This is a genomic window from Kitasatospora sp. NPDC058032, from assembly GCF_042885845.1.
Lineage (GTDB): Bacteria > Actinomycetota > Actinomycetes > Streptomycetales > Streptomycetaceae > Kitasatospora.
In genome coordinates, this window is the sequence record NZ_JBHVRK010000006.1 from 82,860 (window position 1) to 98,074 (window position 15,215).

Below are 15,215 nucleotides of genomic sequence, written 5' to 3' on the forward strand. Positions count from 1 at the left end.
GTCAGCCGGCGGGAGGGGGTCGGGCGGCGGTGGCGGCGGCGGCCGGCCATCTCAGGCGCCGACCAGGGCGCGCAGATCCTCCGAGGCGTCCCAGCCGTAGGTGGAGAACCCCCGCCCGTCCCCGGCGAGGTAGGCGGTGAGGGCGGCGTGCGAGGTGGGGAACATCGGGGTGGGCAGCGCGCCTGTGTCGACCCAGAGGACGGCGAGGTGCTTGTCCGGTTCGGCGTTCGTCAGCTCGCCCCGCCACGAGGTCGCGGCGAACACGGAGAGCAGGAACGGGCCCTTGCCGTCCCAGCCGGCCTTGACCTGGATGGTGTGGACCAGCCGCAGCTCCTCGGCGGCGACGACCAGGCCCGCCTCCTCGTGCAGCTCGCGGGCGGCGGCCTCGTCGAGGCGTTCGCCCTCCTCGACCTTGCCGCCGGGGACGGTCCAGGCGGGGATCTTGGACCAGGAGTCGTTGGCGTAGTGGACGCAGGCGACCTTGCCCGCCTTCTCGTCGTGGACGATGACGCAGACGGTCTGACGCAGGGACTGCATGGATGCTCCAACCGTTAGGGGTAGAAGGGGCGTTCACGCGACGGGGTCCGGGTCGCGCAGCAGGTCGAGGACGGTGCGGGCGTAGCCGAGGACTTCCTCGTCCCGGTGGTGGTCCAGGGCCCAGCGCAGGGCGGCGGGGCAGTCGATCGCGGCCCAGGCCCGGCACGCCGCCCGCTCCTGCGCGGTGAGGTCGCGTCCGTACCCGGTGGTGAACGCTGCGCGCAGGTCGGGCCGGTGGGGTGTGAGCTGGAGGGTGACGCGCATCAGGTCGCGCCGGGCCGGGGCTTCGACGTGGCTGCGTTCGAAGTCGATCAGCCCGAGCGTCAGCCGGTCGCCGTCGCGGCGCATGATCCAGTTCCGCGGGCCGAAGTCGCCGTGGCAGTAGGCGAGTGCGGTGGGCGGGGGTTCGGTGCGGGTGGCGTCGGCCAGGACCTCGATGTCCTCGTCCGGGAGGCGGGCGTCGCGGGCGCGGGCCAGGGCCCGTGCGCGCTCCTGGGCCCAGGACAGGTGCTCGCCGACGGGGGCTCCGGCCGTCGGCTGCGCGTGGACGGCGGCCAGGAGCCGCCCGGCCTGCCGGTACACCTCCCGCTCCTCGGTGGCGGTGAGCGCGGCGCTGATGACCGAGGTGCCGGGCAGGGCGGTGGTGACGACGAGCAGCGAGGAGGCGTCGGCGGCCAGCAGGGACGGAGCCCGGCCTTCGCCGAGGGCCGGCACGAGCAGCCGGTAGGCGGCGGTCTCCCGTTCGTGCATGAGCGCGTTCTTGTGGCGCTTGGCGAACAGGCGGCGCCCGTGCGCGTCGGCGACCTCCCAGACGCGTGGGTGCCCGGCGCGATCGAAGGAGCGCACGCCCAGCAGCTCGTAGCGTCCTGCCGTCTCGCGCAGCAGCAACTCGGCGTCCTGGGGCAGGCGGGGATCGGTCATGCCGGCCAGCCGACGGTGGACAGCGTGGCGCCGCGGGTGATCTCGCCGAGCGCGTGGACGGTGTAGGGCACGGTGTTGCTCGGGAGTCCGTCGAGTGGCCAGTAGCGCAGCGCGTCGCACTTGTGCGGTTCGGCGTTGCGGACCCGGCCGTCGTAGCGGGCCGGGCGGAAGAACAACTGGAGGCGGCTGCGGCCGTCGTCGGCGTCGAGGTGGTGCAGGGTGTGGACGAGCGCGAGGTCGGTCTCGGCGATGAGGATCCCGAGTTCCTCCTCGGCCTCGCGCGTCATCGAGCGGGGGACCGTCTCCCCGGGCTCCATGTGACCGGCGGGAAGGTGCCACAGGCCGTTCGCGTAGGCGGTGTTGTGGCGCCGGCCGAGGAGCACGGTGTTCTCGTCGAGCAGGACGAGGTGGACGCCGACGACCAGGGCCGGCGGCTCCGTCCCGGCCGGGCGTCGGGTGTCGTCGAGCGGATTCACACGGTCCTCCCGGACGGCTGGTCGGCCGCGTCGGTGAGCAGCGGCAGGTAGTGCCGCAGGTAGGGCGGGACCTTCAGGCCGAGCACGTCGTCGAGGGGGACCATGCGCACGTCCAGTCCCTCGTCTCCGAGCCGCAGGTCGCTCTCGTCTCCGTCCCGGACGGCGTGCAGGACGCGGGTGAGCGGCAGGCCGAGGCCGTCGTGCGGGTCGGGGAGGGTCCGCAGCCGGGTGATCTCGATGCCGGCCTCCTCGCGGACCTCGCGCGTCGCGGTCTCCTCGGCGCTTTCGTCGGCCTCGCGCCACCCGCCGACCGGAGTCCAGAAGCCGGGCCACGGCAGGCCCGGCCGGTCTTCGCGCTGGTGCATCAGCAGCCGGCCCGCGGCATCGGTGACGAAGACCAGGACGCCTTCGAAGTCGTCGTCGGCCGCGGCGGGGCGCTCCAGGTACAGCGGGACGCCGGAACGATGGGCACGCAGCACCTGCCGCAGCCGCTGGTAGCGAGCGGGTTCCATGAGCCGCCGCCAGTCGTGCGCGCTCTCGAACCGCCACTCGGTGTGCTCGGACGGATCGAGCCGGATCCTGGCCTGCTGCTCAGGGGTGAGGACGCCGCCGTCGAAGACGTAGCCGCAGACCGGCACGGGGTACTCGGTGCCGGCCTGCTCGTGGATGACGGCGACCAGACGCCGCCGGGCGATCACCTCGGGGTTCTCGGCGGCGAGGTCGAGGCCAAGCTCTTCCCGGGCCTCGCGCAGGGCGGTGGTGAAGGGCGTCTCGCCGTGCTCGACGTTGCCGCCGGGGAAGTTCCACACGGACGGGTTGATGGTCGAGCGCATCCCGAGGATGCGGCCCTGCGGGTCGGTGACCAGGAAGCAGCCGTAGGAGCTGGGCCGGGCGATGGTGGTGAGGTAGCCGCCGACCGGCCGCCAGCCCGGGACGCCCAGACGCCGGGTGAGCCACTCGATCACGGCGCGCCGGCCGTCGCCGGTCGGCGGAAGGGAGTCCGGGTACGCCCACTGGTGGCCGTCGTGGTCGGGGGAGAGGGTGATCTGGGTGCCGTCCGGTACGACGGTGGTGAAGACGAACTGGCGCACGCGCCGCCCGTGCTGGTCGGTGAAGTCGAGGTGCCGCGCGTACTCCAGCGGCAGGCCGGTGAGCCCGGTCTCTTCGGTGAGCTCGCGGGCCGCGCCGGCGGGCACCGGCTCGTCGTCCTCCCGGCCGCCGCCGGGGTACTCCCACAGGCCCGGTAGGACGTCGGCCGGGGACCTGCGGAGCATCAGGATCCGTCCGGAGGCGTCCCGGACCACCACACCGACGCCGATCCGTTCGATGTCCTCGCGTGCGGCGAGGTTCGTGAGTACGCCGAAGTCGATCACTGGACACGCTCCCCGGAACCGCGGGCGGGCATGGCCGGTGGGCCGGAAGAGGTGACGCCGGTGGGGTTGTCCACGAAGTCCTCCAGACGTGGGCGGTGTTCGAGCGTGTGGAGCCGTCCGTCGGCGAATGGCTCGGCAAGTGCGATCTCATACAGCGGAGTTGGACGGGTCTACGAGAGCGGAGGTGACTGATGGTGATGCTGTTCGAACGTGGCGCTCAAGTGGATTTCCTCCGGGCGAGCCCGGGTCGAACGGGGACTTTTCGAGCACCCCGCGCGCGTGCTGCAGCGCCTCCTCCAGTCGGGCGCGCAGGGCGTCCGGCAGGGTGGCGGAGCCCAGTGCGCAGGCGGCGAGAGCCCGTTCGAGGGCCGCGCGCCGGGCCGGGTCGAGACGGTGCCGGGCGCCCCCGTGGGTGAGGAGGTCGCGCAGTGCAGAGCCGTCGCCGGATTCGCCCGTTCGGCTGGTCAGGTGGGCGAACAGGTTTCGGGCGGCGGGCGTGTCCGGGTCGGTCGCGTCGAGGGCGGTCAGCGTGAAGCGGGTGGTGAAGACGGCCAGGCTCGCCCGGCTCGAAGGAGAGGCAGTGGCCGAGCGCCCGGTCGGCCGCCCGCTGGTCGCCGGGGCGGCACAGCGCGGTGAGCACGGCGGTGACCGCGTCCTCCCACGGGCCACCCGGCTCGGTGTCCCCCAGCAGTGCGAGCGCGCCGGGCAGGTCGCCGCCGATGCCCTTCGGGGTGAACGCCGACGAGCGGGCCAAGCCGACCACCGCCCACCCGGGCGTCACCGGGGTCCGCGAGGTCTGCCCCGAGGGCGGCCGGGGCATCGTCCGCACCCCGCTGCCGCTCGCGGCCCGGGTGAAGCAGCGGCCGTCGGTGATCGCGCTGCGCTTCGCCGAGCGCACGGACGGCGAGGGCGGTACGGCCGGCGCGGGCGGCCGGCGGGCGCCCGGAACCGGGGAGCCGGTCCGTACGTCCTAAGCAGGGGTGATCGGCCAGGGGGACGGGCCCGCCCGGCACGTTAGGCTGCACTTCGGGGAGCGGCCTGGTGCCGCCATTCGAGACGACGTCGGGACCGGCGTGCGCGCCGCGGGGACCTGGACGGGGCCCGGCCGGGGCTGCCGCGGGTCCCGTCCTGCCACGGAGGTACTGGCCTTGCTGCACATCGACGCCTGGATCGAAGGCGTACCACCGGGTGCGGTGTACGCCCTGGTTGCACTGATCATCGGACTGGAGTCGCTGGGGATCCCGCTTCCCGGGGAGATCGCCCTGGTCTCCGCCGCCCTGCTGTCCGCGCGCGGCGTGGTCAGCCCGGTCTGGGTGGCGGTCGCCGCCATCCTCGGCGCGATCATCGGTGACTCGATCGGCTACTCGATCGGCCGCAAGGGCGGCAAGCCGCTGTTCGAGAAGCTCGGGCGGAAGTTCCCCAAGCACTTCGGCCCCAGCCACCTGGCCACCGCCGAACGCTCCTTCCAGAAGTGGGGCATGTGGGCGGTCTTCTTCGGCCGCTTCATCGCCCTGCTGCGCATCTTCGCCGGGCCGCTCGCCGGCGCGCTGAAGATGCCGTACTGGAAGTTCCTGATCGCCAACGTCCTGGGCGGCGTCGTCTGGGCCGGCGGCACCACCCTGCTGGTCTACCAGGTCGGCAAGGTCGCCGAGCAGTGGCTCTCGAAGTTCTCCTGGATCGGCCTGCTGGTCGCCGCGGCCGGCGGCGCGCTGTCGGCCTGGCTGATGAAGCGCCGGGCGGCGAAGACCGCCAAGGCGCACGAGGCCGAGGACGCGGCGGCGCAGGAGGCGAAGGAAGCGCAGCAGACGCCGGCCGAGTCGCCCGCCACCCCGACGATCACCGCGCCCGCCGCGGACTGACCGACCCGGACCCTCCCGGGCCCACCCCTGGTCCACCCGGACCACCGCGCCCGCCGCCGCCGGACGTCTTCCGGCGGCGGCGTTCGCGTGGGGCGGGACCCGAGCACGACACCCCGACACGACACTCGAACACGACGGAGAAGTGGGAAACAGCATGCGGATCGGACTCCTGGGCACCGGCACCTGGGCGGGGCGGGTGCACGCGCCCGTCCTCGCCGACCACCCCGGCGTCGAGTTCGCGGGCGTCTGGGGCCGCCGCCCCGAGGCGGCTGCCGAGCTCGGCGCCCAGTACGGCGTCCCCGGTCACGCCGACCTCGACCGGCTGCTCGACGAGGTCGACGCCGTCTCCATCGCTCTGCCGCCCACCGTGCAGGCCGACCTCGCGGTGCGTGCCGCCGAGGCCGGCTGCCACCTGCTGCTCGACAAGCCGGTGGCGCTCACCGTCCCCGACGCCCGCCGGGTGGTCGAGGCCACCGCCGCGAACGGCGTCGCCTCGGTGGTCTTCTTCACCGTCCGCTTCGGCGGCGACCAGCTGCCCTGGATCGAGGAGCAGGCGGCGGTCGGCGGCTGGTTCACCGGCCGCTCGGACTGGCTCGGCTCGGTGTTCGCCCCCGACTCCGCCAGCCCCTACGCGGCCTCGGCGTGGCGCAAGGAGAAGGGCGCGCTCTGGGACGTCGGCCCGCACGCGCTCTCCGTGCTGCTCCCGGTGATCGGCGACGCCGTCTCGGTCACTGCCGTGGCCGGCCCGCTGGACACCGTCCACCTGGTGCTGCGCCACGTCGGCGACGCCTCCAGCACCCTCGCGCTGAGCCTGACCGCCCCGGTCGCCGGCGGCGGCACCGGGATGGAACTGCGCGGGCGGTCCGGCACCGTCCGGCTGCCGGAGCGCGGGGAGGGGCCGGTCGCGGCCTTCCACCGCGCCCTGGACGCCCTGGCGACCGCCGCCCGCACCGGCGAGCCGCACCCCTGCTCGGCCGCCTTCGGTCTGCGCACCGTCGAGATCCTGGCCGCCGCCGAGCGCTCGCTGGCCACCGGCGCCACCGTCGCGGTCTGACCGTCCGACCGTCCGACCGCCTGGCCGCCGCCGACCGGCGACCCGCCCGCCGTCAGCCGCGCAGCAGCAGCTGCGCGAACTCCCGCACCCGGTCCTCGGTGATGCCCTCGCGCTGCTCGACGGCGAGCGGGTGGTCGGTCGGCTCCAGCTCGATCAGCGGGCGCAGGCCGACCGCCCGGGTGCGGACGTGGGTCTTGAGCAGCAGCGTGGACTGGGGGTAGACCGGCAGCTCGGTCGTCAGCCAGCCGAAGTACGCGGGCTCCTGCTCCCGGGCCGGGTCCTCCCACAGCTCGTGCATCCGCGCGAAGTTCGTCTCGCTCAGCGACACCCAGACGCCCCAGGAGAAGGGCTCGCCGCCGTCCCGCACCGGGATCTCGATCAGACCGTGGACGTAGAACTCCCGGTCCTTGATCACGCACTGGTCCGCGGTGAGCCCGCTGTCCTTGCGCCGGGCGTACCTCGGCTTCCAGCTCACCGGGGCCGGGGAGCCGTAGGAGCGCGGCGGGCCGTCGTGCTGCCCCTGGCAGCACGCGCAGGCGAAGGAGTGTTCGGTCGTCGGCATGGCGCAGAGCATAACGAGCCGGTGGGGGGCACTGTCACCGCCTCGTGGGAGGGTGGAGGGGTGAACCTGGAGGACCTCGCCCGGCTGCGCCGGGCCCGTGACGCGATGGACCGCGAGTACGCGCGGCCGTTGGACGTACCGGCGCTGGCGCGGGTCGCGCTGATGTCGCCGGGGCACTTCTCGCGCAGCTTCCGGGCGGCGTTCGGGGAGACGCCGTACAGCTACCTCATGACCCGGCGGATCGAGCGGGCCAAGGCGCTGCTGCGGCGCGGGGACCTGTCGGTCACCGAGGTGTGCTTCGAGGTGGGCTGCACCTCGCTGGGCTCGTTCAGCTCGCGGTTCACCGAGCTGGTCGGCGAGAGTCCGAGCGCCTACCGGGCGCGGGGCCACGAGGAGGGCGCCGCGATCCCGGCGTGTTACGCCAAGCTCTACACACGACCGGTCAGGAACACGGGCCGGGAGCGGACACCGGTCAGGAACGGAGAAGCGGAACTCCCGCCCCACCCGTAGCGTGAGGCCCATGGACATCAAGCTTTCACAGTGCTTCATCGCCGTCGACGACCACGACAAGGCGCTCGCCTTCTACCGCGACGTGCTGGGCCTGGAGGTCCGCAACGACGTGGGCTTCGAGAACATGCGCTGGGTGACGGTCGGCGCTCCGTCGCAGCCCGACGTGGACATCGTGCTGGAGCCGCCGCTGGCGGACCCGAACGCCTCGCCGGCCGACCGGAAGGCGATGGCGGAGCTGCTGGCCAAGGGCCTGCTGCGGGCGGTCATCTTCGCCACCGAGGACTGCGACGCGACCTTCGAGCGGATCCGCTCGGCGGGCGGCGAGGTGCTCCAGGAGCCGATCGACCAGCCGTACGGCGTGCGCGACTGCGCCTTCCGCGACCCGGCCGGCAACATGCTGCGCTTCACCCAGCGCCGGGCCAAGTAGCCCCTCGCGCCGGCGCGCGGCCACCGGTGATCACCCCGATCGCCGGTGGCCGCGCTCGTGCGTGCGCCATATTCGTGTGTGCGCCGCGCTCACTTCCCCGGCCCGGCCGCGGGGCGGCGGTCGGCGGGGCGGGCCGGGGGGACCGCCGGGGCGCGGAAGTCCCGCGGGCCGGTCCACAGCGCGGGCACGGCGTCGCTGCGGCGGGCCAGCTCGTAGGCGAGCGACTCGTAGTTGACCCGCCAGCCGTGGAAGTGCGGCCAGGCCTCGGCGGCGGGCCGCTCGTGCGGGAAGCCGGCGGCGGCGAGCATGGCCACGGCGGCGTCGAACTCGGCGAAGCCGAGGCGGATCGGCGCGTCCGGGGACGGGTCGTCGTCGAAGTCCACCCGCAGCGACCGGCCGATGTCGCGCAGCGCGGTGAACCCGGCGCGCAGCACCAGCCGGGCCTCCGGCGGGGCGGTGCGCGGGCAGACGGCCAGGTGGACGGCGGCGGCGTCCATGACGGCGATCAGCCCGACCACCCAGCTGCGGTTGGCCCGCGGGGAGCGGAAGGAGATCAGCACGGGGTAGTTGGAGTGGCTCTCGCCGATGTCGGCGGCCAGCCGTTCCCAGTCCCGGTAGAGCTGGGGGAGGGCGGTCTCGGTGTCCACCAGGGACTGCCGGGCCAGGAGTTCGGGGCCCCAGGCGGGCTCGCCGGCCCGGGACTGCAGCAGGGTGACCTCCAGCTCGCGCCGGTTGTAGGCGGCGTAGAGGGTCGGCAGGTAGGCGATCTGCAGGGCGATCACCAGGGGGCCGCTGGCGGCGGCGAGGAAGTCGATCAGCGACAGGCGCAGCCGCTCGCCGCTGGCGAAGCCGAGGGTGAAGAGGCTGGAACCCGCCTCGCGGATGGAGACGTCCCAGTCCAGCTGCGAGGTGCCGTGCAGCAGCAGCGTGTAGGCGACGAGCATGCCGCCGAGCCAGACCGCCAGCATGCCGGTGAGCATCAGCGGGGCCAGCCAGGTCTGCGCCCGGTCCTGCGCGTGGTAGCTGCCGAACGGTGCGGCGGCGATCCGCAGCGCCGTTCGCAGGCCCCGCCACAGGCCGTGCACCAGGGAGGAGTACAGGCCGCGCGGGACGACGAGCGTGCGCAGGATGCTGGCGATGACGAGCAGCAGGAGCAGCACGCCGGCGACGGTGTGGATCAACCTCATGGCGCCCATTGTGGCGGTCCGTCAGGGAGGGCGGGTGCGAGGCCGGGCGGGCGCCGGGGGACATCGGGAGGCTCCGGGAGCCGCGGGCGGGGATTGACAGGGCGCGGCCGTCGACTGAATGCTGAGCAAGCGCTTAGTCAACGACGGCGCCGCCGGTCGACGAATGGAGAGTGCCCGTGCCCGAGACCCCGCCGGAGCCCCCCGCCGCCCCGCCCGGGCCGGACCTGGAGCGGCTGCGCGCCCACCTCGACCGCGAGCTGCCCGGCACCGTCGCCGGCCCGCTGCGCGCCGAGCTGATCGAGGGCGGTCGCTCCAACCTCAGCTACCGGCTCACCGACGGCGTCACCGTCTGGGTGCTGCGCCGGCCCCCGCTCGGGCACGTGCTCGCCACCGCACACGACATGGGCCGCGAGTACCGGGTGATGACCGCGCTGCGCGACACCGGCGTGCCGGTGCCCGCCACCGTCCACCTCGATCCCGGGGAGGAGGTGCTCGGCGCGCCCTGGTACCTGATGGCGTGCGTGCCCGGCACCGTGCACCGGGAGGCCGCCGCGCTCGCCGCGCTCGGCGAGCGGCGGGTGCGCGGCATCGGCGAGGCCCTGGTGGACACCCTCGCCGCCCTGCACCGGATCGATCCGGCGGCCGTCGGACTCGCCGACTTCGGCCGGCCGGAGGGCTATCTGGAGCGGCAACTGCGACGCTGGTCAGCCCAGTTGGACGCCTCGCGTTGCCGCGAGCTGCCCGGGATCGACCGGCTGCACGAGCTGCTCGCCGCCACCCGGCCCCACTCCCCGGCGCCGGCGCTGGTGCACGGCGACTACCGGCTCGACAACGTGCTGGTCGCCGAGCGCGATGGACGGGACGCCGTCGTCGCCGTCCTGGACTGGGAGATGTCCACCCTCGGCGACCCGCTCACCGACGTCGGGCTGCTGGTGATGTACACCGAGCTGGCCGGCGTCGGCGGCGGCCTCATCCCCTCCGCCGCGACCGCCCCCGGCTTCCCGCGCAGCGCCGAACTCGTCGCCCGCTACGCCGAGTCGACCGGCCGGGACGCCGCCGCGCTCGACTGGTACGTCGCCTTCGCCTGCTACAAGCTCGCCGTCGTCGCCGAGGGCATCCACTACCGCTACCGCCAGGGCCGCACCCTCGGCGCCGGTTTCGAACGCGCCGCCACCATGGCGCCCCTCCTCGTCGAGCACGGCCTCACCACGCTGAAGGGACACTGACCGATGGACTTCGCCCACGACCGGCGCACCCTCGAACTGTGCGAGCGGCTCACCGCGTTCCTGGAGGAGCACGTCCACCCCGCCGAACCGGTGCTGGCCGCCCAGCTCGCCGACCCCGCGCGGCCCGTCTGGAAGGTGCCGGCGGTGATCGCCGACCTCAGGGTCGAGGCACGCGAGCAGGGGTTGTGGAACCTCTTCCTGCCGGGCGAGCACGGCGCCGGGCTGACCAACCTCCAGTACGCCCCGCTCGCCGAGATCACCGGCCGCAGCCCGCACCTCGCCCCGCCCGCCCTCAACTGCGCCGCCCCCGACACCGGGAACATGGAACTGCTCGCCGGGTTCGGCAGCGCCGAGCAGCGCGAACGCTGGCTGGAACCGCTGCTGGACGCCCGGATCCGCTCCGCCTTCGCGATGACCGAACCCGAGGTCGCCTCCTCCGACGCCGCCAACATCGCCACCCGGATCGAGCGGGACGGCGACGAGTACGTGATCAACGGCCGCAAGTGGTACATCAGCGGCGCGATGAACCCGGACTGCCGGATCCTCATCGTGATGGGCAAGACCGACCCGCGGGCGGAGAAGCACCGGCAGCAGAGCATGATCCTGGTGCCGCGCGACACCCCCGGCGTGACCGTGCGGCGCGGCATGACCGTGTTCGGCTACGACGACGCCGACCACGGCGGCCACGCCGAGATCACCTTCGAGGACGTCCGGGTCCCGGTGGGGAACCTGATCGGCGAGGAGGGCTCCGGCTTCGCCATCGCCCAGGCCCGGCTCGGCCCGGGCCGGATCCACCACTGCATGCGGCTGATCGGCATCGCCGAGCGCGCGCTGGAGCTGACCTGCCGGCGCGTCCTGGACCGCACGGCGTTCGGCGCGCCGCTCGCCGACCAGGGCGTGATCCAGGACTGGATCGCCGAATCCCGGGTCCGCATCGAGCAGTTGCGGCTGCTGGTGCTCAAGACCGCCTGGCTGATGGACACCGTCGGCAACCGGGGCGCGCACACCGAGATCCAGGCCATCAAGATCGCCACCCCGCGCACCGTCGAGTGGATCCTGGACAAGGCCGTCCAGGCGCACGGCGCGGCCGGTGTCAGCCAGGACACCCCGCTCGCCGCGCTGTGGGCGTTCAGCCGCACGATCCGGCTGGCGGATGGGCCGGACGAGGTGCACAAGCGCTCGCTGGCCCGGCACGAGCTGCGCCGCCACCGCTGAACGCCTGCCACCGCCGTGGAACCCCCGTCACGGCCCGACCTCCGGCGCCCGGGTAGCGCCCGGGTCCGACACCACCGGCCGGGTCATACCCGGGTAGCACCCGGCGGGTTGGCACCGCGGTATGACGTCCCCGCACCGCTCCGGCCCGTACCTTCGCCGTACGGGCCGGCCGGTGGGCGGCGGCCCGTCGCACCGAAGGACGGGGAGGCGGGGACCATGGGCGAGCGCGGCCGGGGACAGGACACACGGGGTCTGCGGGGCCTGCGCAGGGGCGTCGCCGTCGCCCTGGCGGCCACCACGGTCCTGGGTGCGGCCGGGGCGACGGCCGCGCCGGCCTCCGCCGCCCCGGCCGTGGCGGAGCGGCGGGGCCTGGCCCGGGCCACCCTGCCGCGGCCGACCGGCCCCTACCCGGTCGGCACCACCGCGCTGCGCCTCGTCGACACCGGGCGGGAGGACCCCTGGCAGCCCGGGCGCCCCCGCGAGCTGATGATCAGCCTCTGGTACCCGGCCACCCGGCCGGCGCACGAGAGGCAGCGCGCGCCCTACATGGTGCCGCGCGCCGGCCGGCACTTCGGCGGTCCGGAGGGCGCCGCCGTCTTCAACTACGGCGCGCTGCCGGACCGCACCGACTGGACCTGGGTCCGCACCCACGCCCGCCCCGACGCCCCGCCGCTGCTCGGCGCCGGACCACGCCCGGTGGTGCTCTGGTCCGCCGGGCTCGGCGACCCCCGCACCTGGGGGACCGGCCTGGTCGAGGACCTCGCCTCGCGCGGCTACGTCGTGGTCACCGTCGACCACCCCTACGAGGCCTCCGAGGTGGCCTTCCCGGACGGGCGCCTGGCCGCCTCGGTGTTCCCCGCGCTGGCCGCCCGGCCCGGCCTGGACGTCGGGGCGCTGCTCCGCAAGGCGCTGGCCGTCCGGGTCGCCGACACCCGCTTCGTCCTGGACGAGCTGGCCGCGCTGCGCACCGACGGCCGGCTCCCGGCGGCCCTGGCCGGCTCGCTGGACCTCGACCGGATCGGCATGGCCGGCCACTCCGCCGGCGGCTTCACCGCCGCCCAGACGATGCACGACGACCCCCGGATCAAGGCCGGCGTCAACCTGGACGGCCAGCTGCACTTCCCCGGTCCGGACGGCACCGGGGTGCACCTGGGCAGCGTCGCCGAGGACGGCCTGGACCGCCCGTTCCTGCTGATGGGCACCGAGAACGCGGACTCCGGCCCCTACACCGCCCAGCCCGGCTGGGCCGCCTTCTGGCAGCACACCCGCGGCTGGAAGGCGGACGTCACCCTGCTCCGCTCCCGGCACGGCTCGTACACCGACGCGCAGGCGCTGCTGCCGCAGCTCGCCCGCCAGGGCGCGGTGCCGGAGGAGGCCGTGCGCGGCGACGTCGGCGACGTCCGGCCGGAGCGGGCGGTGCTCGCCACCCGCGCCTACGTCGGCTCCTTCTTCGACCGCTGGCTGCGCGGCCACGACGACCACCTGCTGGACGGGCCCTCGCCGCGCTTCCCGGAGATCCGCTACGAGCGCTGACGCGAGGGCCGGCGGGCCGTCACCTGGCGAGCTCCGAGCCGGGGTTGGCCGCGTCCCAGGCCTGCCGGGAGTCGACGATCGCGTCGTGGTGGTCGTAGGACCAGTCGACCATCGCCCGCACCAGGTGGGTCAGGCTGTGCCCGAGCGGCGTCAGCGCGTACTCCACCTGCGGCGGGATCGTCGGGTGCACGGTGCGGGTGAGCAGGCCGTCGCGCTCCAGGCGGCGCACCGTGAGGGTCAGCATCCGCTGCGAGATCCCCGGCACGGCCCGCTGCAGCTCGCGGAAGCGCCGCACGCCCTGGGCGAGTTCGACCAGCACCAGGACCGACCAGCGGTCGCCGAGCCGGTTCAGCAGGTCGCGGATGCCGCAGTCCACGCCGTCCTCGCACCAGACCACCGGACGGTCGGCGGCGGCCGGGGTGGTTACCGCGGTGTGCCCCACTGACATCGAAGTGCCTCCTTATGCCGAACGGCCAGGGTACCCAGGATGGTCCCCGGGCCGCTGAGCAGGGCGGCGGCCCGGTACCGACTTCCCGCGCCCTGTTCCTGGAGGAATCATGCTGCTGGTCACGGGTGTCAACGGCGGTCTCGGATCGCTGGTGCTGGAGCGGCTGGCCGCCCGGCGCGGAGGCCCGGACGGCGTGCTGGCGGGCAGCCGTACGCCGGAGCGGGCGCCGAGGGCCGGCGTCCCGGTGCGGACGGTGGACTTCGACCGGCCGGCGACGCTGGACGCGGCCTTCACCGGCGTGCGCACGCTGCTGCTGATCTCGGCCGGCTACGGCGAGGACGACGTGGTGGTCGCCCGGCACCGGGCGGCGATCGAGGCGGCCGAACGCGCCGGCGTCGAGCACGTCGTCTACACCAGCCTCTCCGGCGACGGCGACCACCTCGCCTACGCGCTCGCCCACCGCTGGACCGAGCGGCGGCTGCGCGCGTCGGCCACGCTGCGCTGGACGGTCCTGCGCAACGGCCTGTACGCGGAACTCCTCGGCTTCCTGGCCCGGCCGGACGCCGACGGCGTGATCACCGCCCCGCTGGGCGACGGCCGACTGGCGGCGGTGGCCCGGGCGGACCTCGCCGAGGTCGCGGCCGAGGTGGCCCTGGCACCGGCCGGGCACGCGGGCCGGGTGTACGAGCTGGTCGGTGAGGAGGCGGTGGGCGGCGCCGAGATCGCCGCCGCGCTCACCCGGAGCACCGGCCGCCCGGTCGCGTACCGCCCGGGCACCCTCGCCGGGGCGCGGGCGGCGGTCGCGGCCTCCGGCGCCGAGGCCTTCCAGGTCCCGATGCTCGCGGGCACCTGCTCGGCGATCGCCCACGGCTTCCTGGCCGGCCCGGGCGGGCCCGGCGACCTCGCCGCCTTGCTCGGCCGCACCCCGCGCCCGGCCCTGGACGTCATCACCGCCGGAACGGACGCCGCCTGGTGACCCCCGTCCGGTCGTCGGTCAGAGGCCGCCGCCGAGGGTCACGCCGCCGTCCACCACCACGGTCTGGCCGGTGATCCACGCGGCGTCGGGGGAGAGCAGGAAGGCGACGGCGCCCGCGACGTCCTCGGGCACGCCGAGCCGGCCCAGCGGGTAGGCGGCGGCGACCTGCTGCTCGCGGCCCTCGTACAGGGCCTCGGCGAACTTCGTCTTGACCACGGCGGGGGCGACGGCGTTGACCCGGATGCCCTGGCCGCCCAGCTCGGCGGCGAGTTCGGCGGTGAGCCGGATCAGCGCGGCCTTGGAGACCCCGTACATGCCGATGCCGAGCGAGGCGCGGATCCCGGCGACCGAGGCGACGTTGACCACCGAGCCGCCGTGCTCGCCCATCCAGGCGGCGTGCGCGCGGCGGGTCCAGGCCAGCGGGGCGAGCACGTTGACGGCGAGGATCTTGGCGGCGGCGGCCTCGTCGACGGTCAGCACCGGGCCGTGGACGGGGTTGATGCCGGTGTTGTTGACCAGGTGGTCGAGCCGGCCGAACGCCTCCAGGGTGCGGGTGACCGCCTCCTCCTGGTGGGCCGGGTCGTCCGCGCGGCCGGCGACGCCGATGGCCACCTCCGGGCCGCCGAGGTCCCGGACCGCCTCGGCGAGCGGTTGCGGGGTCCGGGCGGTCAGGCAGACCTTCGCCCCCCGGGCGATCAGCTCGCGTGCGATGCCGAGCCCGATGCCCCGGCTCGATCCGGTGACGACGGCCACCCGGCCCTTGAAGGAGTTCACCACGGGGGTCCTTTCCCGACTGAGCTGACTAAGCGCTTGCTCAGCATGGTGGCGGTGCGGGACCCTGTCAACAGCCCGCGGCGGCCCGGCGGGACGAACGCCCGTACGCCTGCCCGGACGACCGATCTGCGAGGATG

Annotated in this window: 17 protein-coding genes; 9 read left to right on the forward strand and 8 right to left on the reverse strand. The window is 74.7% G+C overall.

Going from position 1 to position 15,215, the window contains the following annotated elements; translation table 11 throughout:
* Positions 1-51: 51 nt before the first annotated feature.
* From ACFVUH_RS12500 to ACFVUH_RS12515, 4 genes are read right to left on the reverse strand one after another with little or no spacing between them, the layout of a single operon-like run.
* Positions 52-537 carry an NUDIX domain-containing protein gene (locus ACFVUH_RS12500; RefSeq protein WP_387912875.1) on the reverse strand — a complete coding sequence of 162 codons (486 nt, stop codon included), beginning with the start codon at positions 535-537 and terminating at the stop codon, positions 52-54.
* Positions 538-570: 33 nt separating this feature from the next.
* On the reverse strand, positions 571-1,458 hold the full coding sequence (locus tag ACFVUH_RS12505) for an aminoglycoside phosphotransferase family protein (protein WP_387912877.1): 888 nt from the start codon (positions 1,456-1,458) through the stop codon (positions 571-573).
* Positions 1,455-1,934, reverse strand: a complete 480-nt coding sequence (locus ACFVUH_RS12510) for an NUDIX domain-containing protein (protein WP_387912879.1) — start codon at positions 1,932-1,934, stop codon at positions 1,455-1,457. Before ACFVUH_RS12510 ends, ACFVUH_RS12505 begins: the two co-directional genes overlap by 4 nt.
* Complete coding sequence (locus ACFVUH_RS12515) at positions 1,931-3,307, reverse strand: NUDIX domain-containing protein (protein WP_387912881.1); 1,377 nt, start codon at positions 3,305-3,307, stop codon at positions 1,931-1,933. Before ACFVUH_RS12515 ends, ACFVUH_RS12510 begins: the two co-directional genes overlap by 4 nt.
* A gap of 719 nt (positions 3,308-4,026) precedes the next feature.
* On the opposite strand from ACFVUH_RS12515, the gene ACFVUH_RS12520 reads away from it, so the two are divergent.
* The 3 genes from ACFVUH_RS12520 (at position 4,027) to ACFVUH_RS12530 (ending at position 6,220) form a co-directional block, all read left to right on the forward strand.
* The gene (locus tag ACFVUH_RS12520) at positions 4,027-4,281 is read left to right on the forward strand and encodes a hypothetical protein (RefSeq protein WP_387912883.1); all 255 of its coding nucleotides are present in this window, start codon (positions 4,027-4,029) and stop codon (positions 4,279-4,281) included.
* A 177-nt stretch (positions 4,282-4,458) separates the two neighbouring features.
* On the forward strand, positions 4,459-5,166 hold the full coding sequence (locus tag ACFVUH_RS12525) for a DedA family protein (RefSeq protein WP_355375871.1): 708 nt from the start codon (positions 4,459-4,461) through the stop codon (positions 5,164-5,166).
* A gap of 154 nt (positions 5,167-5,320) precedes the next feature.
* Positions 5,321-6,220 (forward strand): Gfo/Idh/MocA family oxidoreductase, encoded by a 900-nt coding sequence (locus ACFVUH_RS12530; RefSeq protein WP_355375850.1) that lies wholly within the window; start codon positions 5,321-5,323, stop codon positions 6,218-6,220.
* A gap of 52 nt (positions 6,221-6,272) precedes the next feature.
* Here the strand turns inward: ACFVUH_RS12530 and ACFVUH_RS12535 are convergent, their stop codons facing one another.
* Positions 6,273-6,782, reverse strand: coding sequence for a DUF2199 domain-containing protein (locus tag ACFVUH_RS12535; protein ID WP_387912885.1), 510 nt, complete (start codon positions 6,780-6,782; stop codon positions 6,273-6,275).
* A 60-nt stretch (positions 6,783-6,842) separates the two neighbouring features.
* Here ACFVUH_RS12535 and ACFVUH_RS12540 point away from each other — a divergent pair, with 60 nt between their 5' ends.
* Both ACFVUH_RS12540 and ACFVUH_RS12545 read left to right on the forward strand, forming a co-directional pair.
* Positions 6,843-7,292 carry a helix-turn-helix domain-containing protein gene (locus ACFVUH_RS12540; protein WP_387912887.1) on the forward strand — a complete coding sequence of 150 codons (450 nt, stop codon included), beginning with the start codon at positions 6,843-6,845 and terminating at the stop codon, positions 7,290-7,292.
* A 10-nt stretch (positions 7,293-7,302) separates the two neighbouring features.
* Positions 7,303-7,719, forward strand: coding sequence for a VOC family protein (locus tag ACFVUH_RS12545; protein ID WP_355375841.1), 417 nt, complete (start codon positions 7,303-7,305; stop codon positions 7,717-7,719).
* Between the two features lie 89 nt (positions 7,720-7,808).
* Here the strand turns inward: ACFVUH_RS12545 and ACFVUH_RS12550 are convergent, their stop codons facing one another.
* Positions 7,809-8,906: a hypothetical protein gene (locus ACFVUH_RS12550; RefSeq protein WP_355375838.1), complete on the reverse strand. Its 1,098-nt coding sequence runs from the start codon at positions 8,904-8,906 to the stop codon at positions 7,809-7,811.
* A gap of 176 nt (positions 8,907-9,082) precedes the next feature.
* On the opposite strand from ACFVUH_RS12550, the gene ACFVUH_RS12555 reads away from it, so the two are divergent.
* From ACFVUH_RS12555 to ACFVUH_RS12565, 3 genes are all read left to right on the forward strand, one after another.
* The gene (locus ACFVUH_RS12555) at positions 9,083-10,132 is read left to right on the forward strand and encodes a phosphotransferase family protein (protein ID WP_387912889.1); all 1,050 of its coding nucleotides are present in this window, start codon (positions 9,083-9,085) and stop codon (positions 10,130-10,132) included.
* 3 nt (positions 10,133-10,135) lie between these two features.
* Positions 10,136-11,347: an acyl-CoA dehydrogenase family protein gene (locus tag ACFVUH_RS12560; RefSeq protein WP_387912890.1), complete on the forward strand. Its 1,212-nt coding sequence runs from the start codon at positions 10,136-10,138 to the stop codon at positions 11,345-11,347.
* 216 nt (positions 11,348-11,563) lie between these two features.
* Positions 11,564-12,880, forward strand: coding sequence for an esterase (locus tag ACFVUH_RS12565; RefSeq protein ID WP_355375829.1), 1,317 nt, complete (start codon positions 11,564-11,566; stop codon positions 12,878-12,880).
* Positions 12,881-12,899: 19 nt separating this feature from the next.
* Here the strand turns inward: ACFVUH_RS12565 and ACFVUH_RS12570 are convergent, their stop codons facing one another.
* On the reverse strand, positions 12,900-13,328 hold the full coding sequence (locus ACFVUH_RS12570) for a winged helix-turn-helix transcriptional regulator (protein ID WP_387912891.1): 429 nt from the start codon (positions 13,326-13,328) through the stop codon (positions 12,900-12,902).
* Between the two features lie 109 nt (positions 13,329-13,437).
* Between ACFVUH_RS12570 and ACFVUH_RS12575 the strand changes: the two genes are divergently transcribed.
* Positions 13,438-14,304, forward strand: a complete 867-nt coding sequence (locus ACFVUH_RS12575) for an NAD(P)H-binding protein (protein WP_387912893.1) — start codon at positions 13,438-13,440, stop codon at positions 14,302-14,304.
* Between the two features lie 18 nt (positions 14,305-14,322).
* Here ACFVUH_RS12575 and ACFVUH_RS12580 read toward each other — a convergent pair whose 3' ends face one another.
* The gene (locus ACFVUH_RS12580) at positions 14,323-15,081 is read right to left on the reverse strand and encodes an SDR family oxidoreductase (protein ID WP_387912895.1); all 759 of its coding nucleotides are present in this window, start codon (positions 15,079-15,081) and stop codon (positions 14,323-14,325) included.
* Positions 15,082-15,215: the final 134 nt, after the last annotated feature.